This window comes from Photobacterium sp. (assembly GCF_057456235.1).
Genome location: NZ_JBVCPH010000006.1, coordinates 58,612 through 81,151 on the forward strand (window position 1 = coordinate 58,612; position 22,540 = coordinate 81,151).

General features: G+C 48.6%; 20 protein-coding genes. All 20 read right to left on the bottom strand.

The genetic code is table 11. The features are described from left to right. Positions 1-3: 3 nt before the first annotated feature. Positions 4-489, bottom strand: coding sequence for a flagellar basal body-associated protein FliL (fliL, locus tag AC2204_RS08495; protein ID WP_318925089.1), 486 nt, complete (start codon positions 487-489; stop codon positions 4-6). 118 nt (positions 490-607) lie between these two features. Further along, the gene (locus AC2204_RS08500) at positions 608-2,407 is read right to left on the bottom strand and encodes a flagellar hook-length control protein FliK (RefSeq protein ID WP_318925090.1); all 1,800 of its coding nucleotides are present in this window, start codon (positions 2,405-2,407) and stop codon (positions 608-610) included. 101 nt (positions 2,408-2,508) lie between these two features. Further along, entirely contained in the window at positions 2,509-2,946 is a 438-nt protein-coding gene (gene fliJ, locus AC2204_RS08505) for a flagellar export protein FliJ (RefSeq protein ID WP_318925091.1), read from the bottom strand. A gap of 80 nt (positions 2,947-3,026) precedes the next feature. Next, positions 3,027-4,349, bottom strand: a complete 1,323-nt coding sequence (fliI, locus tag AC2204_RS08510; RefSeq protein ID WP_318925092.1) for a flagellar protein export ATPase FliI — start codon at positions 4,347-4,349, stop codon at positions 3,027-3,029. Beyond that, positions 4,349-5,149 (bottom strand): flagellar assembly protein FliH, encoded by an 801-nt coding sequence (fliH, locus tag AC2204_RS08515; RefSeq protein WP_318925093.1) that lies wholly within the window; start codon positions 5,147-5,149, stop codon positions 4,349-4,351. Before fliH ends, fliI begins: the two co-directional genes overlap by 1 nt. Before the next feature lie 30 nt (positions 5,150-5,179). Continuing rightward, complete coding sequence (gene fliG / locus AC2204_RS08520) at positions 5,180-6,223, bottom strand: flagellar motor switch protein FliG (RefSeq protein ID WP_318925094.1); 1,044 nt, start codon at positions 6,221-6,223, stop codon at positions 5,180-5,182. Then, positions 6,216-7,964: a flagellar basal-body MS-ring/collar protein FliF gene (gene fliF, locus AC2204_RS08525; protein WP_318925095.1), complete on the bottom strand. Its 1,749-nt coding sequence runs from the start codon at positions 7,962-7,964 to the stop codon at positions 6,216-6,218. The genes fliG and fliF overlap by 8 nt, the downstream gene beginning before the upstream one ends. A 15-nt stretch (positions 7,965-7,979) precedes the next feature. Next, positions 7,980-8,291, bottom strand: coding sequence for a flagellar hook-basal body complex protein FliE (gene fliE / locus AC2204_RS08530; RefSeq protein WP_318925096.1), 312 nt, complete (start codon positions 8,289-8,291; stop codon positions 7,980-7,982). Between the two features lie 120 nt (positions 8,292-8,411). After that, the gene (locus AC2204_RS08535; protein ID WP_318925097.1) at positions 8,412-9,812 is read right to left on the bottom strand and encodes a sigma-54-dependent transcriptional regulator; all 1,401 of its coding nucleotides are present in this window, start codon (positions 9,810-9,812) and stop codon (positions 8,412-8,414) included. After that, complete coding sequence (locus tag AC2204_RS08540; RefSeq protein WP_318925098.1) at positions 9,809-10,897, bottom strand: sensor histidine kinase; 1,089 nt, start codon at positions 10,895-10,897, stop codon at positions 9,809-9,811. The genes AC2204_RS08535 and AC2204_RS08540 overlap by 4 nt, the downstream gene beginning before the upstream one ends. A 142-nt stretch (positions 10,898-11,039) precedes the next feature. Next, on the bottom strand, positions 11,040-12,497 hold the full coding sequence (locus tag AC2204_RS08545) for a sigma-54 dependent transcriptional regulator (RefSeq protein ID WP_318925099.1): 1,458 nt from the start codon (positions 12,495-12,497) through the stop codon (positions 11,040-11,042). 251 nt (positions 12,498-12,748) lie between these two features. Further along, positions 12,749-13,153 carry a flagellar export chaperone FliS gene (gene fliS, locus AC2204_RS08550; protein WP_318925251.1) on the bottom strand — a complete coding sequence of 135 codons (405 nt, stop codon included), beginning with the start codon at positions 13,151-13,153 and terminating at the stop codon, positions 12,749-12,751. A 15-nt stretch (positions 13,154-13,168) separates the two neighbouring features. Continuing rightward, complete coding sequence (locus AC2204_RS08555) at positions 13,169-13,453, bottom strand: flagellar rod protein FlaI (protein ID WP_318925100.1); 285 nt, start codon at positions 13,451-13,453, stop codon at positions 13,169-13,171. A gap of 18 nt (positions 13,454-13,471) precedes the next feature. After that, a complete protein-coding gene (gene fliD, locus AC2204_RS08560; protein ID WP_318925101.1) occupies positions 13,472-14,845 on the bottom strand; it encodes a flagellar filament capping protein FliD in 1,374 nt (457 codons plus the stop codon). Between the two features lie 24 nt (positions 14,846-14,869). Next, positions 14,870-15,304 (bottom strand): flagellar protein FlaG, encoded by a 435-nt coding sequence (locus AC2204_RS08565; protein WP_318925102.1) that lies wholly within the window; start codon positions 15,302-15,304, stop codon positions 14,870-14,872. An 81-nt stretch (positions 15,305-15,385) separates the two neighbouring features. Further along, complete coding sequence (locus AC2204_RS08570; RefSeq protein WP_318925103.1) at positions 15,386-16,534, bottom strand: flagellin; 1,149 nt, start codon at positions 16,532-16,534, stop codon at positions 15,386-15,388. Between the two features lie 268 nt (positions 16,535-16,802). After that, positions 16,803-17,948 (bottom strand): flagellin, encoded by a 1,146-nt coding sequence (locus AC2204_RS08575; RefSeq protein ID WP_318925104.1) that lies wholly within the window; start codon positions 17,946-17,948, stop codon positions 16,803-16,805. Between the two features lie 349 nt (positions 17,949-18,297). Beyond that, complete coding sequence (flgL, locus tag AC2204_RS08580) at positions 18,298-19,488, bottom strand: flagellar hook-associated protein FlgL (RefSeq protein ID WP_318925105.1); 1,191 nt, start codon at positions 19,486-19,488, stop codon at positions 18,298-18,300. Positions 19,489-19,503: 15 nt separating this feature from the next. After that, on the bottom strand, positions 19,504-21,387 hold the full coding sequence (flgK, locus tag AC2204_RS08585; RefSeq protein WP_318925106.1) for a flagellar hook-associated protein FlgK: 1,884 nt from the start codon (positions 21,385-21,387) through the stop codon (positions 19,504-19,506). A 193-nt stretch (positions 21,388-21,580) separates the two neighbouring features. After that, the gene (gene flgJ, locus AC2204_RS08590) at positions 21,581-22,540 is read right to left on the bottom strand and encodes a flagellar assembly peptidoglycan hydrolase FlgJ (protein ID WP_318925107.1); all 960 of its coding nucleotides are present in this window, start codon (positions 22,538-22,540) and stop codon (positions 21,581-21,583) included.

Genomic DNA, 22,540 nt, shown 5'->3' on the forward strand with positions numbered 1-22,540 from the left:
AACCTATTGCATTACGAAACCAGTGAAGAGCACACGCTCGACGACTTGGTTACCGGAGACTTTCATCATCGCAGATTGTATCGCAGACAGTGCCTGCGTACGCAAGTCAATACGACCACTTGGGGTACGTAGCTGTTCTACCGTTGCCGCACCAAATGCTTGTAATAACGTACTTTCAATCAACGGGGTATGTTGCATGGCCACAGCTTCATTACTATCACCACGTACCATTAACTGTACTTTGACTTGTACCAGGCGATCGCGTTTATCGCCCGTGACATTAAAAATAAACGGTTGCGGAAGGATAACGTAATAAGCCGGCTCAACCTGAGTCGCTTGCTGTGTGGCGGCAGCGCTCTTTTCCGGCTCAGGGGACTCATCCCCCAGCAGTAACCATGCACCGACGCCGCCACCCAGTAGCACAACGACGAGTGCAATGATAATAATAAGCTTTTTTTTGCTTCCCGTATTTCCAGCGCCTTCGGCCATTCTTTCTCTTACCCTTTATTATTTATAATTTTATTTAAAATCAGAAGCTTAAATGTCAGCTTTTTATTCGACGCCTCTCAGCATCCGCATAGGGGACTAGTCTAAGTCTCGCTATTTCTTAAGCATAATAATCCACCCGATCATCAGCCTGCTTGACAAACATTTCTACCGCTTCTGAGCCTGAATGCCCCATTTCCGATTCGCCGCCTGTATGGTCGCTGCCGCCAGATTGTTGCTGGGTACCACCTTGCTGACCAGATTGGCCTAGTTGTTGACGCGATCCATCTTGTTGTACCGTGCTTTGTGCTAACTGTAATCCTTGCTGATGAAGCATCTCACGTAATCTTGGCATTGCCTGTTCAATCAGATCTCGGGTTTGCTGATTACCGACCGTAAACTGGACCGAGGCCTGATCCTGGTTGAGCGAGAGTTTAATCTGCAACTTACCTAACTCGGGTGGATCTAAACGGATATCAACATGTTTGAGGTTTTTCGACATCATCATGTTAACTCGCTCAGCCACTTGATCGCCGGCTTGTTCTTTAGACAACTGCAACGGAGTTTGTGCCTGCGCTAAGGCTTCACTTTTTGCCTGCCCGTTAATACTTTGTTGCCCGGACAATGAGCTGATCTGATGTGCAATATCAGCCGGTTTCGTCTCGGCATTGAGGTTAGCGCTCCCTTCGACCGTCGCGGCCAGAGCAGCACTGTTAACCGCCGAATCCACCAAAGCCGTATCACCTGTTGTCGGATCTGCCACTCCAGCGGTGGTCGTCACCATTGCGCCCGCCAGCACCGACGATGCCTGAGTGGTTGCCCAGGGTATCACCGTCGCGCCGTCTACCGGGGCTGCCATAACGGTACCATTGACGACGGTTGCGGGTGCAGCCGCTAACGTCGTTGCCAACGCCCCGCCAGATGTCGTCAGTGACAGCTTACTTAGGCCTCCGATATTGTCAGCTTCTACCTGCGACGGCATATCTGCCGGTAACAGTTGCGCAGACAACCTGACTTTGCCTGCGACCGCTTGCTCACCATCGGTTGTCACCGCCATCCCGGCCATCACTTGAGGATCTATCACCTGAGAAGCGATGTCTTCACGGTTCGGTAAAAGTTCACTCGCTTGGCTATCCGACCCAGCTACCTGTGCAGATGACGCGGCAAAAACATTCGCCAGTTGCTCAGGACTGAGATCCGATTTGCTCTGAACGTCCGCTTCAGAGAGAGGCAGCCCTGCAGGATCCTGCGTACCAGCCGCCATCGTAGCTGTTGCCGCCACACTGCCAGTGTCGCTCGACGCATCAGTTGTTGTGTCACCCGTTACCGAGCCCATCATTTGGCTCATCAAGGGCTTAGCCGTATCACTGGTTGCTGCATCTGGCGGCAACGTTTTGCCAGCAGCCGAATGGGACTCCGACAGTTGCTGATTGGCTGCCGACAAGCGGTTAAGTAATTCTTCAGCGTCCGCCATTATCTGATGCTTATCTTCCGGATCAAGCGCTGTTTCTTGTGAGTCGGCTTGCTTGCCCGAGATTTGTTCGCTCTCGGTAGCAGATGCGCTCAATTTGCTCACGTCGACGATCTGTTCTATCTCAGCAAGCTGAACATCATCGCTCACTACATCTGAATCAATTTCGGTACTCAGGGTTTGTGCGGAAACAAAACCAAGCACCTGATTTTCTGGGTCAATGTTATCTGAACTGACCTTTTTGGCCGCACTCGCTGGCATGTCTTGCTTATCGCTGATTACGTCGTTCAGCTCGCTGGCAAAACGGTCTGCTCCATTGCTAGCCGCAGATGGTTGCAGATCGCCCTTTACGCTTTCAGCCGTCGCTTTTCCCTCAACGGCGATTTTACCGCTCCCCGAGCGAGGTAATGATGCTGAAAAATCTGCTGACAATAGACTAGACGAATTCATTGCGACTCTTTACATTGAGAATACCGGTAAGAATTTCATGCAAAAAACGCACCAGATTATACATTTCAGAAAGCGAATAGCGCGTTTCAAACCTCTCGCCCCTAACGCCTGCGAGCAAACTGCAGGGTCGAAAATTCATCCATCATCTGTTGTTCTTGCCGATCGAGCTTTTGCTGCCGTTCCGTCTTTTTTTTGTCTAACAGCCATTCGATCGAACGACGCTTTTTTCTTACCTCGTGCCAATGTTCGCTGCACTGTTCCACCTGAAAGTCAAACTGATAGCCGGCTTCTTTTTGCTTAGCAAGCGTCTCATCAAGCTGAGTCAGGAATTTTTGTAAGTGACTATACGAACTGGCCGTTAATCCTTGCTGACCACGCACTGAAAACTGTTTACAGTAATCCAGCCGGTACTGTTCTATTTGCTGCAGCTGCTGAAGATAATTTCCCTGTTCTAACCGGGCCTGATTCAACGCAAGCGATGCCTGATGTTCTTCATCTTTGGTTTTATTTAAAATCAGTTCTAATGCACTGTCTGACATAGCCGTTCCAATTTGCTCAGGCCATTAGCCTTGGGGCGCTTGTTTATCTTTCAACATAATTGCGGTGTCTTTGTGTTTGATTAGCCACTTAAGGTTGAGCGCAACATATTGACGCACATATCGTATGGTACAGACTCTTTCATCTCCTGCTGCAGATAAGCGTCTAATTTTGGCTTGAAGATAAAGGCCTGGTCGATACTGGGATCCGTTCCGGGTTTATACGCACCGATTGAAACCAGATCCTGATTCTTGCGGCAAATGGACAATATCTGCCGCACGGCTTTTGACATCAACATGTGCTCGTCACTGACAATCGCAGGCATTACACGGCTAACCGAACGTTCAACATCGATGGCCGGATAATGTCCGGCATCGGCCATTTCTCGGGATAAGACAATGTGACCATCGAGGATCGCCCGCGAGGCATCGGCGATGGGATCTTGTAAATCATCTCCTTCGGTCAGCACAGTAAAGAAGGCTGTAATTGACCCCTGGCTCTCGCTGCCGTTCCCCGCCCGCTCTACCAGCGCCGGTAACTTGGCAAATACTGAGGGCGGATACCCTTTGGTCGCCGGAGGCTCGCCCACCGACAAGGCGATTTCACGCTGGGCCTGAGCAAATCGAGTCAGTGAATCCATCAATAACAGAACATCTTGCCCCTGATCTCGGAAATATTCCGCGATTGTCAGAGCAGTCTGACACCCTTTTAAACGCATTAAAGGTGACGCATCAGCAGGTGCCGCTATTACCACGGCACGCTGGCGTCCCTCTTCACCGAGGATCTCGTCAATAAACTCTTTTACTTCCCGGCCACGTTCGCCGATCAACCCGACTACAACAACCTGGGCTGTCGTGCCGCGGGTCATCATGCCGAGGGTCACCGACTTACCGACACCTGAGCCGGCAAACAATCCGATGCGCTGGCCTTTGCCAACCGAAAGCAAACCATTAATGGCTTTAATACCCACATCAAGCGGCTCTTTGATCGGCTTACGCGCTAATGGGTTGATCGGCGCGGCATTAAAAGGGGCGCGGGTGGCGGTAAATATCTCGCCCAGACCATCAAGTGGATTACCGACGCCGTCGATCACCCGGCCTAATAATTCCGGCCCGACAGGTAAGCCGCTGTCCTGTAATACCGGCGTCACTCGGGCGCCAGGCATCACTCCGGTCAGCTGTTCACTGGGCATCAGAAATAAGGTTTCACCCGAGAAGCCAACAACTTCAGCTTCCATCTCACCGTTTAAGGTTTCCACGCGGCACTGACTGCCAACAGGCGCACGGCAGCCAATGGCTTCTAACGTTAAACCGACAACGCGGACCAGTCGTCCGGAAGCAACAGGGCGACACGCTAAGCCTTCAGTCTGGTATTGAGAGAGTCGCATTGCCAATGACGAAGACATTACTGCCCTCCTGACGGCTGGCTGTTGGCTCCACTAAATTGTTGCAATAAATGGCGAATACGATCTTCAATAAAATAATCGACCGTGGAGTCCTGTGATTTCAACTGAAGATCACCACGACTGAGTGACGGCTCCGCCTGTAATGACCACTTTCGCTCGGTCAGATCCTCTTCGCCATATGCTTTGCGCACCACGTCAAGATCATCAGGGTGAAGACTTAACTTTGTCTGGCGCTCGGCTATCGGTAGAGTAGCAATCACTTCACGGATGGTATTGAGTATAACTTGAGGATTAGTCTGTACTTCCACCCGAATTAATTCACGGGTCAGGCTGGTTACCAGATTCAGAACCTGATTTTCCACATCGGTATCGATTTGTTGCAATGGCGTGGCAAGCTGCTCAATCAACTGCATAAGATGCGATACCTGCTCACTAATTTGGGTTTGCCCCTGCTCCAGCCCTTGTTCCAGCCCTTGCTCACGGCCTTCCACCAGCCCCGTTTCAAGTCCTTCGGCCTTGCCGGCCTCGAAACCTTCAGCGTGCCCGGCTGCTTTACCCTCAGCAACCCCTTCGTCATAGGCTGATTGACGGATATCTTCTAAGTCAGAAGCCGTTAACGGGGGAGGCCCTTGTTCTTCTTCCTCTTCAAGCTCCTCTGACTGCCAGCTCGGATCGTAGTTAAGGGCATTATCACTGGGTGCCTCTCGCTGCTGGCTGTAGTCAGGGTACGCCCAACGTTCAAGCTCCTGAGCCTGATGTTCAGATACGCGAAGAAAACCACGGCGGCGTTCATTCGTCATACTGATAACCTAGGACAAGATCTGATTAGCTTACAGGAATTCATCAGCACCACCGCCACCTCCGAGCATTAACTCACCGGCATCGGCCAGACGACGGGCGATAGAAAGAATTTCTTTCTGTGCCGCTTCCACATCGGCCACACGGATAGGACCCATTGCTTCCAGGTCGTCTTGCAGCATTTCTGCCGCACGTTTTGACATATTACGGAGAATTTTCTCACGCAGGGTATCATCAGCACCTTTAAGGGCTTTCTGCAGCAGATCTTGCGGTACGTCACGCAGTAACAACTGGATTCCGCGATCGTCCACCTCAACAAGATTTTCAAATACAAACATCAGATCTTGGATTTGTGTTGCCATATCCTCGTCATTTTCATGGATCTGATCCATCAACAAGCCTTCGACATTGTTATCGAGGTAGTTCATGATTTCAGCCGCTGCTTTCAAGCCGCCAATTTTGGCCGCCTGAGTACCAGCCTGACCGGCAAACTGTTTCTCCATGATGTCATTCAGTTCATGCAATGCTGCTGGCTGAACTTCTTCAAGATTGGCAATACGCATCATCAGATCAAGCCGGACACGCTCTGAGAACTGAGACATGATTTCGGCAGACTGCTCAGGCTCCAGGTATGACAGTACGATAGTCTGGATCTGCGGGTGCTCGTTAAGAATAATGCTGGCAACCTGCCGCGGATCCATCCACTTCAATGAATCCAGCCCGCGAGAACCACTGCCCATCAGGATCTGATCAACCAGGTTATTCGCTTTATCTTCACCTAACGCAGCAATCAGGGTATTACGGACAAAATCTTCGCTGCCCGTACCGATACTGCTGTACTTCTGAATATCTTCGAGGAAATGGCGATGTACTGCAGAGGCCTTCTCCTGACTCAAATCTGCCATACTTGCCATCGAGCTACCGACTCGCTGGACCTGTTTCGGTTCAAGATGACGAATAATACTGGCCGCGTCCTGTTCACTGAGGCTGAGCAATAAGATCGCTGCTTTCTCAGTGCCGCTTAAGGTCATGACATCAAATTTTTTATCTTCAGTGGTTGCAACTTCATTAGCCATCTTCGTTTAACCAACCTTTCACTACTTGCACTGCTAAATCTTGCTCATTTGCCACCAACGCTCTGACCGCTTTTAGCAGATCTTCATCTTTATGCAGGTTTGGCAAATCTATATTACTGCTACTCAATTCAAAACTTTCCATACCATCGAGCTCAGCACCAATCAAACCAACCCCCTCTTCGCCATTGGCAAGGATCGGTAAGCCATTTGCATCAAGCGGCGTACCATCTGAGGCCTGGTTCGGATACAACAATTTTTTCATCGCCGGACGAACCAGCACGATGATTACGACGATAATCACCAAAGCGGCAGCCAGCCAGCGTATCCAGTTATTGAAATTCGGATGCTCCCAAATAGGCAAATCAACCAATTGCATCTCTTCCGGTACCGCGAATGCAACTGAGATGACTTCCAGCAGATCACCCCGTGACTCAGCAAACCCAACCCCGCCCATTAACAACCTGCGGATTTTAACCAAATCAGCTTCACTGACCGGGACGCGGGTAATTTCACCGGTTTCAGGGTTAATCACTTGCTTGTAATTGATCGCCACAGATACGGTCTGACGACTGATCGTGCCTGATTGGGCCCGCTTATGACTAATCGTGGTATCTAGTTCGAAGTTACGGGTGGCTTCACGGTGAACAGAGCCGTTGTTTGACCCCTTGCCTGACTGCATATCAGCAATGTCTTGCGGGATAGATGAGTCTGCAGGAGGCTGATTACTTAATGCGCCGGGAATGCCTGCAACCACATTGCCGTTATTGTAATCTTCCAGCGTATATTCACTGCGGGTTGATGGCGTCGCAGGATCAAACTGTTTACGCGTTTCTTCAATCGCACTGAAATCCATCGAGATATCGACCTGAGAGGTATAATTTCCCAGCCCTAAAACAGGAATTAAAATTGCGTCAATTTTTTCACGCAAGGTTTTTTCCTGTTTACGCTCTAATTCATATTCTTTACGCTTCGCCGTCGCACTCGGATCTTCAGTGCCCGAACTCAACAGCCGACCATGTTGATCGGTCACCGTCACTCGGGTTGGTTTCAGGTTAGGAACAGCCGTTGCCACCATATCAACAATGGAGTCAACTTCTTGCTGACCCAGCATGCCATTTGATGACAAGGTCAGAAACACCGTTGCTGACGCTTCCTGATTATGACGTACAAACACGCTTTGCTTAGGCATCGCCAAAAGCACCTGGGCTTTGCGTACCTGACGGATCTGTTCAATGGCACGAGCAAGCTGACGTTCCCGACTAAGCTTTAACCGCTCACGTTCAAGACGCTGGGAAACACCAAAGCCCATGTCTTGCAGCAAAATATCATCGCCTTCGGACACCACCGAATTTAACCCCGTACGGGTTAAGTCCAGCTTAATTGCAGCAAAATCATCAGCCGGAACACGAATCGTGTTCCCTTCCAGTTTGTAGTTCACCTTCTTCTGATCAAAATGATCAAGGATCGGAATAAGTTCATCTGTGGAATAGGTGCCGAGCGGACGCATCTCGGGCTCTTTTATCCACATCACCACCATGACAATTAATGCCACACAGATAGCAACAGACAGCACAAGAATAACCTGGCGTAATAAGTCCAGGTTGCCTAACAGGCTATCAACACGAGTGGCGCTTTTTTCTTCTGCATCGGGGTTATGCAGATCGAGTTCACTGTCTGTGACAACAGGAGCCGGTGCATTTCCCGCTACAGCTAATTCGTGGTTTGGTGTTTGTTCCGACACTAACTATATCCTGGATTACACTGGCATATTCATTAATTGTTTATAAGCTTCCACCAGTTTATTGCGAACCTGTACGGTAGCTTCAAAAGCAACACTCGATTTATTTCTTGCAATCATCACATCGGATAACGATACACTGCGATCCCCTTGATCGAACCGGGTGCTGAGATCGCTCGATTGCCCCTGAAGCTGATTAACCGACTTAACCGCATCGTTAAGCAATGCACCAAAATCGGCACTGACCTGCTGTCCCGTTGCCGGGCGAGAGGTATTTTGCGCTTCCAGCTTCAGGCTTTGCATTTCTGTTTGTAGTCCATTGACGTTCATTGTCTTCCTCGCGCTGTCATTATATTGACGATGGTGTCGATTAGCACTGCTTTTGCTCATTAAATGGCAAACTTAACGCCAGTTTTATTAATAAGCCGTAATAAATCACGCTTAATCTTATCAGAGTGGGATCTCAATTCCGGCATCGCGCATTTTTGCTAACTTGTAGCGCAATGTTCGCGGGCTGATGCCCAATTGTTCAGCCACGTCTTTACGTCGGCCTTCACAGCTTTTAATGGTATCGAGAATAATGGTGAACTCCTGCTCGCGAAGTTCATTTCCTAGTCCGTCGCGTGACGCTGCAACCGAGACAGGTTCAACAGTGGGTCGTTCTGCAGGTAATTGCACTGTCGTATGCAATTGTACCGCGGATTGCAGGCTGTGCGCATCCAGCCAGTCCAGCCCTTCCAGTAAAATATGTCCGCTTTCAATACTGAGGCTGTCACATAAAATTAATGCACGCTGAATAACGTTATCAAGCTCACGTACATTGCCCGGCCACCCGTATTGCTGCAATTTCACTTGCGCACTCTGGCTCAGTACCGGTACCGGTAACCCTTGTTTCATACAATGGCGTTCAGTGAAATATTGTGCCAACGGCACGATATCACCTTTACGATCTGTCAGCGCCGGCCAGACTAACGGAAACACATTCAGACGATAATACAGATCTTCGCGGAAATGTCCTTGCGCCACATACTGTTTTAAATCGCGGTTGCTGGTTGCCAGAACACGGATATTCAGCTTGATACTTTTACGACTGCCCAAGCGTTCGACTTCACGCTCTTGCAACACCCGGAGCAATTTTGCTTGCAGGTTTAAATCCATCTCACTGATTTCATCCAGTAAAATAGTGCCGCCCTGGGCTTGCTCAAATTTTCCCGGACACGCTTGCACGGCCCCGGTAAATGCGCCTTTTTCATAGCCGAATAACGTGGCTTCCAGCATATTATCCGGGATCGCCGCACAGTTAATGGCAACAAATGGGCCTTCGCTGCGATTGGAGTGATCATGGATGTAGCGCGACATAACCTCTTTACCGCAACCGCTCGGGCCTAGCACCATTACATTGGCGTCCGTTTTCGCGACCTTATCAGCTAAAGCGAGTAGTTTGAGGCTCTTCTCATCAGCGACAATAGCATGGCTTGACTCACTCTTGACTGGCGCATAACGACTCACCATGTTGAGCAGTACTTCGGGGGCAAATGGCTTAGCCATATAATCAATCGCCCCTTCTTTCATTGCTGATACCGCATCTTCAATGTTGGCGTAAGCGGTCATTAACAAAACTGGTGTCTTCGGCCAGTGCAGTTTGATATTACGTAATAACCCCAAGCCATCCATACCGGCCATCTGCACATCAGAAACGACAATATCAACAGGTTCCGATTTCAATATCAGTAAAGCTTGTTCTGCACTGTCTGCTTCTATCCATTGGTACCCCGCCAGCGCTAATGTATCAATCAAGGCTTCACGCAAGCCTTCATCATCCTCTACGACTAATACACGGCTTTGATTCATCGAAATTCTCCTAGCGCTGCCTGCTTCAAGGCCTGTTGTTCACTGTCCGAGCAGGTATTAACCTGCAGCGGTGCCTGATTTTCCGCAAGGGGAACCTTTAAAGTAAAACACGCCCCGTGGCCTGGTTCTGACTTTAATAAAAGGTGACCTTTATGGGCATTTGCTACCATCTGTACCACCGCCAGCCCCAATCCGGTTCCTTGCTGACGAGTCGTGAAAAACGGCTCTAATATTTTCGCCTGCATATCAGCCGGGATACCCGGCCCGTTATCGGTTACCGACAGATAGACATCACTGTTATACCGGGTGCAACTTACCGCGACTTTACATTGTTTACCCGACATCTGAATCGCGTTGGTGATCACATTACTTAATGCACTGGCCAGTGCATTGGCATTGCCCAAAATCATTGCACTTTCATCATCGCAATCAATACTGAAGTCGACCTGGTTCGCCACCACCTGCGCCTCCACCATTGGTTCCAGCTCGTTAAGCAAGCTCTCGAGGTCAAAGCGGTTTACCACCTTGTTGTCTCCGCCCTTGGCAAACAGCAACATATCATTGACTTGCTTCTCCAGGTCGTGAAGGCGATCAACTAATTTCGTCTGAAAGCGCTGTCGGGTCTGGGTATTCAGGTTAGGTGCCGATAAATTAGAGGCATACAGCATCGCACTTGATAAAGGGGTACGCACTTGATGTGCCAGAGAAGCGACCATTCTCCCCAGAGATGATAGCCGTTGCATTTCACTGAAACGGGATTGCAGCAGACGAGTTTCGGTCATATCGGTGATCAGAATCAGCTGACCGGCATCAGAAGCAGAAATCGCTAATTTAACCTTACGTCCGCTACGTAAAGAGACTTCATGACCGTCATCCTCCTGAGGAGCAAAAGCACGCTGGATCACCGAGAACCAGCGCTCTCCCTCAAGCGGCTCTTCTAACAGCCGGTGAGCCTCTGGGTTTGCTTCACATACGCACCCCATCGGATCAAGTAGAATCACTCCCGCAGGCATGACATCCAGTACTTGTTTATAACGGCTGATTTGCTGAGTTAACGTTCCTAGCGGAGATTCGATTTCACCCATGCGATACCTAACAAAAGTACATAAAATGCTTAATTAAGCATTTTCCATGCCAAATTAAAACCAATAGTATCAACAGGTTGAGTAAGAGGAAAGGGCTTTGGCAGGGTCAATAAAATGACACCCGCCCTAAAAAAGTGACAATTTAACGTAATTCTTCTTTGTTTAAACCATACTTACGCATTTTCTCAACCAGAGTCGTTCGACGCATACCTAACATATCAGCGGCACGGGCAACAACCCCCGACTGAGCTTCAAGTGCCTGGCAGATCATCTCTACTTCAAGTTCAGCCAGCATCTCTTTCAGGTTTACCCCTTCCGACGGCAGATCATTTAAGCCTAAGATTTCTTCCTGTTCACTATATGAAGAGGCGAACATATCGGCTAATGCTGCACGTTCCTGATCTTCTGTCGACAGAAAATTCTCTTCTGGCTGGAAGTCAGGAATATGGCTATAGCGATATTTCACCGGCAAATGATTCACATCGACCATTTCCCCCGGATACAGGATAAGAAGGCGTTCAACCAGATTCGCCAGTTCGCGAACATTGCCTGGCCAGTCATGCTCCATCAATGAAGTAATCGCCCGCGGCGTAAAGTGGATTAACTTCGCGCCTTCCGCTTCCATTCTTGCCAGCAGTTCTTGCAGCAACAGCGGCGTATCTTCAATACGTTCACGTAACGCCGGCATTTCAATAGGGAACACATTCAAGCGATAGTATAAATCTTCACGGAAGGTATTCTCGAGGATCATTGCATCGAGATTACGGTGTGTCGCCGCAATAATGCGGACATTGGTTTTAATGGTCGCATTTCCCCCCACCCGCTCAAAACAACGCTCCTGAAGCACGCGCAGTAATTTCACCTGCATCGACATCGGCATATCACCGATCTCATCGAGAAATAACGTGCCTCCGTCAGCCAACTCAAAACGTCCCTTGCGCGAAGAAATCGCCCCGGTGAAGGCCCCTTTTTCATGGCCAAACAATTCACTTTCAAGCAGATCCGGTGGAATAGCACCGCAGTTAACTGGCACGAATGGGCCGTTGCCACGAGAAGAGTGATAATGAATATTGCGCGCAACAACTTCTTTACCGGTACCGGATTCCCCAAGGATCAAAACACTGGCATCTGTTGATGCAACTTGCTCTATAAGGTGTCGTACCTGGCTGATGCTTTCACTGCGCCCCACCATGCTGCGGAATAACACATTCTTGCGCCCGATCTGAGGCACCTGAAAAGTACGCTTACCAAGAAACTCCTGACAATGGCGTAATGCACCGGCTAACTGACCGTAATTTAGCGGTAACTCTAACTCACCCACATAGTTGGTCAGCCCTGCTAAGTCGCGGGCATGATCAGATAAGGCAATCACCGGGATATGATTATGAATGCGTAAGTAGTCCAGAATTTTCTTAAGTGATTTATTGGAACTAATTTTACCCAGTAAACAGGCACCCCATGCCCTTTCCCAAAGTGGGTTTTCTACTTCATCGGTTGATACTGCTTCATGCTGTTCACCAACAAAGTTAAGAATCACACTGAGGTCATGACGGTGCTGCAGATCGTCATCAATAACGAGGGTCTTTGCTATACCTTGCATAGGACTGATATTGCCTGCCTTTATAAGAATTTTATATTTTGTGGCGTATTCGAGAGGAACAGCAACCAAAAGTTATGGGCTGCTATTGTAATAAAAGCACAGGAGAAGGCAACCGGGGACGCATAAAAGCTGTGACCCCAGTACAAAGGAATAAATAAACTAAGACAGGTTTTGGCTAAAATTGGATCTATTCAGGGGATTTCTGTAACTATCTAGCAATCCCCATTGACTATAGACGATAAGAATAACGACTACACATCAAGCTGAGTCATGTTGTGATAATCCACCGGGATCTGTTCCCATGCTGATTTGATCTCACGTAGCATATCGATCACATCATCAATCGGCTCAGGCTTGTTTTCCTGGTTTGCCAGGTAAATTTGCTGGATCATGAAGTCGTACAATGCGTCAAGGTTGGCCGCAATCTCACCGCCGTCTTCCATCGACAGGCAGCTGCGTAAACTGATAATAATATCGAGTGCTTTACCCAAACGTTCGCCTTTGATAGCAATCGAACCTTGCTGCATCGCGGATTTACCCTGGATAAGGCGCTCTATTGCACCGCCCATTAACATCTGGATCACCCGATGAGGAGATGCCGACGTTAACTGACTGTCTACTGAGACTCGTTTGTAAGCCTGTAGCGATCCTCTCATTGCCATTTTATTACCTTACCGAAATTTATTATAAACCTGCATCGAGCGTTGCCCGTGCTGTAGTCGTTGTAGTTGGCTTGCTGACATATCTCTGTGGTGACGGATCCGCGCAAGCAAACACGTTGTCCGTTCAACCGCAGCCTGCCACTCCTCTTTATTTAAGCGTTCAGGCTCAGCCATCAACTGTTGTAAAAGAGACTCGCGTTGCTGCAATAACTGTTGCAACTCATCAGAAGCAACGTCACCTTCAACAGCTAAAATCGCCTCCAGTTCATTGTCTAACTGATTTAAACGTTGCATAAAGGCTCTCTTCAATCATTACATCTGGGGCATCATGCTCATCATAGAACCAAGCTGGCCCTGCATTTTACCCATTGCTGAATCCATCGCCGTAAACTGATCATGGGTGCGCTTTTGCACGCTGTCCATGCGACGATCTAACTTCGCCTGATCAGAATTTAAACGCGTTACCTGATCTGTTAAGCTGTTTTCCCGCCCTCTGATACTGCCAGTGATCCCGGTATGCGAGTGGATCAAATCTTCAACCCTGCGCGCAAAACCATTAGGACCACCAAAAAATTCGCCGACATCGGAAAAATTCTTATCAAGCTGTTTGTCCAGCAGATCATAATCGACCTCCAGCCGGCCGTTCATACTCGTGGTGATGCCCAGTTCCGTCAGGGTTTTAACCGACGCTGGTGCATCATCGACCGGCGTCGAAAAAGCGGCTCGCAGTTGGTTGGTGACAGCACGGATAATGGTGTCACCCATTAAAGGGCCTTTTTCCTGAGTTTGTGGATCAAACTTGCCAAGTTGCTGGCTGACATCAAAAAACTGGTTATAAGCATTCACAAACTGCTCAATGGCGCCACCGACCTGGTTACGATCATAACTCACATCCACGACAGCATGGGGCGTTTCCAGGCCATCGGTCAACTGAGCTAAGTTCAGATCAACCCCTTTAATCGCATCTTCAATCACGTTCGTACTGCTGGTGACAACCGCCAACCCATCAATCAGCACGCGGGCATCTTTCGCCGGCTGCATTTCAGTCATGGAATTAACGTCATGGTTGCTGTTGAAACCAAACTTTTGCAACGTACTGAATGAAGGCGCATCGACTTTAACCTTGATGCTATTTTCTTCACCAGGTTTATCAGACGCCAACACCAAACGCGCCCCGACATCATCTTTAATGATGGATGCCATCACTCCGGGGTTAGATGGATGTCGGTTTATCAGCCGAACAACATCGATAATTTTGCTTTCATCTTCCGGGATATCAACCGTAAACGGCGTACCTGCCAGGCCGATAGCAAGTTTTCCCGCTCCCAATTTCTCTTTTTCATCAAAAGAGCTTGAAACAATTTTGTGAGATTGGGCGAGTTGTTGAACGTTAACCGTATATTTACCGGGAATGGCTTCGGGTGAGGCTGAAGCGGTTAAAACATCAGTGTCGTTAGAACTCGCCGTTCGCGCAGATAATACATCATTGTGACGAAAATCCGCCATCAGGTTTTTCATGGTATCTAACGAACCTTTCAGCCGCCCGTAGGCACTGAGACTGACATCAACTTTATCTCGCTGCTGATTGATACGCGCTTCTTTTGGAGCCCGTTCAGATTCAACGATCTTATTAACCATGTTGTTAATATCAAGACCTGAAGCGGTGGCTGATGCGCCTATGTTCATTGACTACCTCAAATGATACCAGAGTTACACTTTTGTCGTTACCAGCCCCCCGGAATGCGATGCTAGCTGCCGGGAAAGTTCCAACATATCTTCATCAGGGATCTGCCTGACCACATCACCATTTCGTTTTTCATAGACAGTGACAACATCACGACCAGATTCTTCATCGATACGAAATGCCAGGCCTTTATTCAAGGTGCCGACAAACTCTTCGATTTTTTCAACCATTTTCTCAAGCTGTTCGCGTTGGATCTCACCATGCTTTTTCAGCTCCGTCGATTGCTCTACCCGACGGACGTCCGCTTTACCTTTATCACTGCTGTGATCAAGGTCTGCGGCATTAACGGGGTTAGATGCTGATGGCAAGCCCCGAGAATCGTCTGAAATACTAGCAACATTTGTGCCATTTCTTGATAGCGATGAGGGCTGAGATGAAGTTGACACGGGTTTTATATCCATAATCATTCACCTTCTTACTTTTCTGAAAGCTGCATATAGCAGAAAACGGCAAGGGAAGGCCCCTTGCCGTTTTTAATGGAATTAACCTAGTAGGCTAAGTGCAGCTTGTGGCGCTTGTTTTGCTTGCGCAAGAATTGACGTCGCAGCCTGAGAAAGGATCTGGTTCTTGGTCATATTCGTTGTTTCTTTCGCAAAATCAGTATCACGAATACGGCTGTTAGAAGCAGAAACGTTTTCGTTAACGTTGTCTAAGTTGTTGATGGTGTGGTTCAGACGGTTCTGAGACGCACCCAACTTCGCACGGTCAGAGTCAATTTGCTTCAGGGCGTTATCAAGAATGGCGACGGCCTGCTGTGAACCACCTACCGATTCAACGTTGATCTCCTGAACAGATGCACTGCCCGCACCGGCTGCAGCATCTGCCAGACCTAGCGCAGCCGTTGTTGCTCCGCCTTCAAATGTGATCGCGGTATCTGAATCAGAAACAACCTGTAGCGCTAACTTTTCAACATCGTTGCCATTGGCATCTTGTTCAATAATCGTTGCAACAGATGCATTCACACCATCAACACGACCATTGATCTTGGTCGCAAGCTCTTCAATGTCATCGCCTTCTTTCATCTGAACAGCTGTGCCATTGATTTTAAGATCTTCACCAGCCATCGCAGCAGACACTTGCCAGTCAGAACCAACGCCAGCCGTTCCTTTCACTGCGGTGCTACTCATCGCATCAGCACGAGTATCAGTCAGAGTAAGCTGTACCGCTTCACCTGAGTCGGCACCAACCTGAATAGAGCGACTGCCAAATGTACCGTTCATCAGCTTGGTACCACCGAAAGAGGTGGTTTCGGCGATACGGTTTATTTCATCTTTCAGTGCTGTCACTTCTTCCTGGATAGCAACACGGTCATCTTTAGAGTTAGAACCGTTAGCAGACTGTAGTGACAAGTCACGCATGCGCTGCAGAATGTTAGTCGTTTCCTGCATTGAACCTTCTGCGGTCTGTGCCATAGAGATACCGTCATTGGCGTTACGTACCGCAACATCCAGACCACGGCTCTGGGTCATCAAACGGTTAGATATTTGCAGACCTGCCGCATCATCTTTCGCACTGTTGATTTTGCTACCTGTCGCAAGACGCTCCATAGATTTGCCAGTTGCTTCAGTTGCCTGGCCTAAGTAACGCTGAGCGGTCATTGCAGAAACGTTAGTGTTTACTGTAACTGCCATAATGTATCTCCTTCAGTATTCAAAATGGCTTGACCAGCCCAGCCGGAAAAACCTTGTTATTCTTAGTACATGAGTTGTAACGGCATGCTCAGGAAAACCTTTAAGTTTTTTTTTAGAAAATTTTGAAAACCGTAAGAAGTGTGATCAAGTTAATAAAAATCAACCCGATAATGTACAAAATCGTTCTGGGGTTCGGGAGGCCAGGAACAGGCAACAAAAAACGGCAAGGGATTGCCCCTTTGCCGTTTTTTATTTCAATGCGGGAAGACTATTGCAGCAGCGTCAGTGCTGCCTGTGGTACCTGCTTGGCCTGAGCCAGAATCGAGGTGCTGGCTTGCTGCAAGATCTGATTTTTAGCCATCTGCGTCGATTCCTTGGCAAAGTCCGTATCACGAATACGACTGTTCGAGGTCGATACATTTTCGGCAGTATTGGCCAGGTTGTTGATGGTATGGCCGAGACGGTTCTGCTTCGCACCCAGATCCGCACGCTGAGTATCGATATACTTCAGTGCCGCATCAATCGTACCGACAGCCTCCTGGGCACCGCCAACCGTGCCTACATCAACTTTTTGTACCGTGATTGACTGACTTGCTGAACCACTAAACAGATCCACACTTGCGCCCGCCGCATCTTTGCCTTGCGCGAGCTTTGTTGTGCCATCAATGGTGACGGCTCCGTTTTCGGAAAAAAGCTGAAGCTCACCTTTTTCACTGACAGAGGCGACAACGGCGGTTTGTTGCCCATTGATTCGCGTCGCCACTTCTTCAATATCATCACCGGCAATCATGTTAACTGAGACAGGATCGGTAGAGCCCGCAACCTTAATGACCAGTTGATCACCTGCAGCCGCTTGCCAGTCAGCACCCGCCATCCCTTTGGCCTTGATGATATCGCCCCCCATGCGCGAGTCATCGGCACGGACGCTGGTCAGGCCCATGATGATCGCTTCACCGGAATCTGCACCAATCTGAAACGCCGCTTCGCCGAACTGACCATTCAACAGTTTACGACCACCAAACGCCGTCGTTTCCGCAATACGGTTCAGCTCGTCCTGCAACGCTGAGACTTCTTGCTGAATTGCCTCACGATCATCATCTGAGTTGGCGCCGTTGGAAGACTGGAGTGACAGATCACGCATACGCTGCAGAATACTGGTGGATTCTTGCAAGGCACCTTCTGCCGTCTGGGCAATCGAAATACCGTCATTGGCGTTGCGTATGGCAACATTCAGACCCCGAGTTTGCGCCACTAGACGATTGGAAATTTGCAGACCCGCGGCATCATCTTTTGCGCTGTTGATTTTGCTACCCGTGGATAGACGCTCCATCGATTGGCTAAGCTCACCAGATGCTTTATTCAGGTAACGCTGCGCAGTCATGGCAGACACGTTGGTGTTTACAGTTACACCCATTTTGCTCTCCTTTGACTTTCGCTTTCAAGCGAAACAGCCTACCCGCAACGAACAGTTCAAAAGACAGTGAAGCGGGGCCAGCTATAAATTAATTTTCATTGGCAATAAATTTGCCACCGACCAGAACAAAGCAAACAACGTGCCAACATTAAAATCGTTATATAACATAATGTTAATGATGGGTGGCAACGGCAATATATAAAGGCGGCAATAACGTGCCCTTTAAGTCTATCGGGTAATTCCAATCGGAATAACAGTCGAACCATGCAGCAAGAGTAGGGGGCAGAAAAAGAAAAAGCCTTTGCATCAACAAAGGCTTTTCTTTTTCCAGACAAACCATTCGAGACAATCAAATATAATTGAACAGGTTCAAGTCTTTGGTTTTAGCAAAGGCTTGCTGCGATGCCTGCAATGCCATCATATTTTCATTTAGTTCAATGACGGCACTGGCATAATCTAAATCTTCCAGTGTGCCGCGAGCCTGGCTCATTACGATTCTAAAATCCTGGTGCATATCTTCCTGACGATCTAAGGTTTGCAGGCGAGTACCCACCTCTGAGCGTGTTCGGTTTATATGCTTGAACGCTTGCGACATCTCTTCTGCGACCTGATGCAATTCTGCACTGGCTGAGGCATCAGACACATCTTTATCCGCCAGCTCAATACCCCGCTTAAAGGCATCGAAAACACTGATATGCTCCTGGCGATTTAATGTCAGACTATCACCATCTGTCACCTCGCCTTCCAGATCAATTTGCAGTGTTCCCCATTGGATTCCGGTTTGCGGATCAAAAGGAGCGCTATTAACTAACGTGCCATTTTGAAACAGTTCGTATGATGTTCCGGCTCCGGACGTTGAAAACGCCACCCGATATTCAGACTGATCAGTATCGTTAGTATTGCTGGCCTGTGATAACAGCAATAATGAACCGCTCTGCAGAGCGTAATCAGCCTGGTAGTCACCATATGGATTAGCGACTTCCATGAAGAGTTTATCACCGGCATCATTGACCGGAACATCGACCGAAGGGGCCACTTTTGCCATCCGCTGATAACTGTCACCAACATAGGTCACATGGCCACTGTTATCACGGAAAAAAGGCTGCTGGCTGTATTGGGTGCCGGCAAAAACAAAATTACCTGACTCATCTTTGCTGTTAACCAGATTCATAAATGAATCGTATAACCCCTGCATATCCTGTTTATGTGCAACACGGTCATCACCAGACAATGAACCATTCACCATCATCATGGATTTACGCTTTGCCTCATCCAACAAGTTTTCAACTTCAGCAACAGCGGTTTCTTCATTGTTCAGGCGATTTCTCGCCATGGTAATACTTTTAATCGACTGATCAATGACGGTATTCTGTTGATCGAAGTTCTGAATATAGATTGATGACACCGGGTCATCACCGGCCGTTAGCAGGCGTTTTCCCGATGCTAATTGCTGGTGATTTTCCTGAACCCTCACTTGCTGACGATTCATATCATTGGCCACTGAGCGATAATTATGGAAGCTGGCAACACGGCTGATCATGACTTATGTAACTCCTTATCGTGACGCATTGAGGAGGGTTTCAAAGGTTTCATTTGCCACCGTCATAATACGTGACGATGCCATATAGGCTTGCTGGAACTTCATCATATTGGCCGCTTCTTCATCCATGTTTACCCCTGCAATTTCTGCAACCCGGCTTTCAGCCGCATCTTTTTCAACTAATCCGACTTCCTTCAGGCGTGCCGCCGAGGCCTTTTGCACCCCTATCTCGGTATTGAGCCCTTCATACACATCAATCACCGTTGAACGGCCGTTATTCATGAGTTTTTGTGACTGTAATTCCTGCATTTTTATCAGGTTACCATTATCACCAGAAGCAGCGTTCAGGTTAACCGCAAAGAGATCGCCCCCGATTGCACCTCCGGTTAAGGTGAATCGGGTTCCTCCCACGTTTACCTCTGTGGCCGGCGGATAAGCTTGCGGGGCCTGCAGAATATTGCCTTTCATATCTAGCACCGCAAACTGGCTGGCATCCGGCGACACTGCAACCTGAAACTCATTCAGCGTGCCTGCCGCAATAATACCGAGATCAGCGTTGCCATTAATTTTCGTGGCGGAGCTTAAATAACTTTGTGCTGCAAGCTGGGCAGGATCGCCTAAAGTCACCCGTATTTCACCCGCCGCATTCCGGGTCGGCCGTAGCGCTATATGCTCGCCAGCCCCAATCGGTACATCCATCTCCACCCGGAAGCCATCCATCGAGAAAGTCGGTGGCGTACCGCTAGGGATCACGTTCTGGCGGGCACCGTCAGGAGAAATCAGCGTGTGCTGACTGCCATCAAAGGTTAAATCGTATTCACCGATTTTTAACGCATTAATATCTTCGATATAGACTTTTAAATCGGCACCAGAGCCGGTAGGTATTCTTGCTCGGGCAGCTGCCGAGCGGGGGTCATTGACATCATGAAACAGGTTGGCACCGATCTGGCCGTTGAGATCGAGACCTTGCGATTGCAGTTCATTAACGGAATCGGCAAAACCGATAGCAATGCGTCCCATCTCATCCATGCCCTGTGACAATGTTTCATCGCGATACTGAAACAGTGCCGCCAGCTTGCCACCAATGTCATCATTTCGGATGGTTTTTAAAGACTTACCCTCAACAACAGCCAACTGTGTTTGCTGTGGATCCGGCTTGCCGCTGACCATACGCAGCTCGCTGGACTCAATACCCGAAACCAGAGTATGACCGCTGCCAATCATAATATTGAAGACTTCATCGTTTTTGCGGGTCACGGTGACTTTGGTGTATTGCGACAATTCATTAACCAGGTTTTGATGGCGATCCATCAAGTCATTATCAGCGCCTGAAGCGGGTGTTTTCACTAAAGCTTTATGAATATCAACCAGTTCTTTTCCGATATCATTGACGCGATCCAGGGTACGCGCCAAGACGTCATTAGCGACTGTTTTTTGCTGTGCCAATATTGTGTGGTTATCGTTAAGCCCGGCGGCAACCAATTTCGCCTTTTCAAGCACGACTTTGCGTGAGCCCATATCATTAGGGCTGTCAGACAGGGCTTTTACCGCGTCATACCATTGATTCATATCTTCAGGGATTTTTTTTGCACTGTTTGCCAGCATATTATCTAAACGGCCTAACTGCCCTTCCCGCTCAGTGGCATAACTTAAGTTGGTGGTTGTCAGGTTAAGCTCATTGGTGGCAAATTGATCGTAACCGCGGCGAACTTCTGCCGCGTGCACCCCAGTACCGTACTGACTACCGCCCCACCATGTGGGATCATTGGTTTCCTGAACCACTGACTGACGGCTATACCCTTCGGTATTAACGTTGTTGATGTTATGGCTGGTAGTATTGAGCTGCCGCTGTGCAGTAAGCACACCTTGAGAGCCCAGACTGAGCAGATCAAAAGCCATAACGCCTCCCGTTAGTATAAGGTTTGGTAAATCAAATAATTACCTGATTGCAATGCAAAAATCATTCCAATATAGAACTTTAAAATTAAAGTATTGATTCTATTTGGTTTTAAAATAATCCATGACAGAGGGAAGCGGAAAGGGGCAAAGGATTGCCAGAGAGGGAGAAAGCATCGCTTTCTCCAAAACAGGTTTATTTCATCAATGATTTTACAGTATTCATGACACTGATAACTTTATCGGAGTAGTTGGGATCGGTCGCGTAACCGGCCTGGTGCAAGTTCCGAATAAAATGGGAGGGTTCGGCAGGTTGTTCTAACGCTTTCGAATAACGCGGGTTATCGTTCAGAAAACGAACGTAATCATTGAAACTGTCCTGATAATTATCATAGGAGCGAAACGCCGCTTTTTCTTGCACTGCAATACCTTGGTGAAACTCTAAGGTATTGGTCGCCACTTTGTTGCCAGACCAGCGTGGATCGGCTTTGATATTAAACAGGTTATTACTGGATCCTGCCGCATTTTTAATGACTTTCTTCCCCCAGCCTGTTTCAAGGGCTGCCTGAGCAATGAGCACGGAAGGATCGGTCCCTATCGCACGGGCCGCTTTTTCGGCATACGGGCGCATTTTGGTGACAAAATCTTGCGGTGTATCGAACGTTTGTTGCCTTTTGGCTGCCAACATTGGCGGTTGAGCGATGTTCATGGTGCTGGCCTGCATCGCTTTGAATACGTCATCCGCCGCTTGATCCACCATTGCCTGATCCGGTTTTTTACCCTGCCCGTCGACGGGCAGACGCAGTGGCCCATCATGCACCGCATTACGTAGCACTTTATCTGTCTGCTGAGCGTCTTCACCGCCCAGTTGCGCGACAATCATGTCGGCTAACCCCAGCGATCCCGTAGAACTTAATTCACTGGCCATCTGCTCATCATGCATCTGCTCAAAGAATTTCGTGTTCTGGCTACTCATCAGATCAGATTCAAACGCTTCGTTGGCCTGACGCATCGACTTAAATAACATCTGAGTAAAAATCGACTCAAACTGCTCGGCGGCAGCACGTAGTGAGCCTGCCTCGTCCCCGTTGATGCCTGCTCGTAACCTTTCTAAATTTGAAATGTCATGGACAAAGCCAGTGTCGATATTTTTCAT

What these genes read in the sequence shown, in the direction of transcription:
- AC2204_RS08555 (WP_318925100.1), bottom strand. Translation starts at nt 13,453, where the DNA reads ATGCAACGTTTAAATCAGTTAGACAATGAACTGGAGGCGATTTTAGCT.
- AC2204_RS08545 (WP_318925099.1), bottom strand. Translation starts at nt 12,497, where the DNA reads ATGCAAGGTATAGCAAAGACCCTCGTTATTGATGACGATCTGCAGCAC.
- fliJ (WP_318925091.1), bottom strand. Translation starts at nt 2,946, where the DNA reads ATGTCAGACAGTGCATTAGAACTGATTTTAAATAAAACCAAAGATGAA.
- fliL (WP_318925089.1), bottom strand. Translation starts at nt 489, where the DNA reads ATGGCCGAAGGCGCTGGAAATACGGGAAGCAAAAAAAAGCTTATTATT.
- AC2204_RS08575 (WP_318925104.1), bottom strand. Translation starts at nt 17,948, where the DNA reads ATGGGTGTAACTGTAAACACCAACGTGTCTGCCATGACTGCGCAGCGT.
- fliI (WP_318925092.1), bottom strand. Translation starts at nt 4,349, where the DNA reads ATGTCTTCGTCATTGGCAATGCGACTCTCTCAATACCAGACTGAAGGC.
- fliS (WP_318925251.1), bottom strand. Translation starts at nt 13,153, where the DNA reads ATGAGAGGATCGCTACAGGCTTACAAACGAGTCTCAGTAGACAGTCAG.
- AC2204_RS08570 (WP_318925103.1), bottom strand. Translation starts at nt 16,534, where the DNA reads ATGGCAGTTACAGTAAACACTAACGTTTCTGCAATGACCGCTCAGCGT.
- AC2204_RS08540 (WP_318925098.1), bottom strand. Translation starts at nt 10,897, where the DNA reads ATGGGTGAAATCGAATCTCCGCTAGGAACGTTAACTCAGCAAATCAGC.
- flgL (WP_318925105.1), bottom strand. Translation starts at nt 19,488, where the DNA reads ATGATCAGCCGTGTTGCCAGCTTCCATAATTATCGCTCAGTGGCCAAT.
- AC2204_RS08500 (WP_318925090.1), bottom strand. Translation starts at nt 2,407, where the DNA reads ATGAATTCGTCTAGTCTATTGTCAGCAGATTTTTCAGCATCATTACCT.
- flgK (WP_318925106.1), bottom strand. Translation starts at nt 21,387, where the DNA reads ATGGCTTTTGATCTGCTCAGTCTGGGCTCTCAAGGTGTGCTTACTGCA.
- flgJ (WP_318925107.1), bottom strand. Translation starts at nt 22,540, where the DNA reads ATGAAAAATATCGACACTGGCTTTGTCCATGACATTTCAAATTTAGAA.
- fliD (WP_318925101.1), bottom strand. Translation starts at nt 14,845, where the DNA reads ATGAACATAGGCGCATCAGCCACCGCTTCAGGTCTTGATATTAACAAC.
- fliG (WP_318925094.1), bottom strand. Translation starts at nt 6,223, where the DNA reads ATGGCTAATGAAGTTGCAACCACTGAAGATAAAAAATTTGATGTCATG.
- AC2204_RS08535 (WP_318925097.1), bottom strand. Translation starts at nt 9,812, where the DNA reads ATGAATCAAAGCCGTGTATTAGTCGTAGAGGATGATGAAGGCTTGCGT.
- fliE (WP_318925096.1), bottom strand. Translation starts at nt 8,291, where the DNA reads ATGAACGTCAATGGACTACAAACAGAAATGCAAAGCCTGAAGCTGGAA.
- AC2204_RS08565 (WP_318925102.1), bottom strand. Translation starts at nt 15,304, where the DNA reads ATGGATATAAAACCCGTGTCAACTTCATCTCAGCCCTCATCGCTATCA.
- fliH (WP_318925093.1), bottom strand. Translation starts at nt 5,149, where the DNA reads ATGACGAATGAACGCCGCCGTGGTTTTCTTCGCGTATCTGAACATCAG.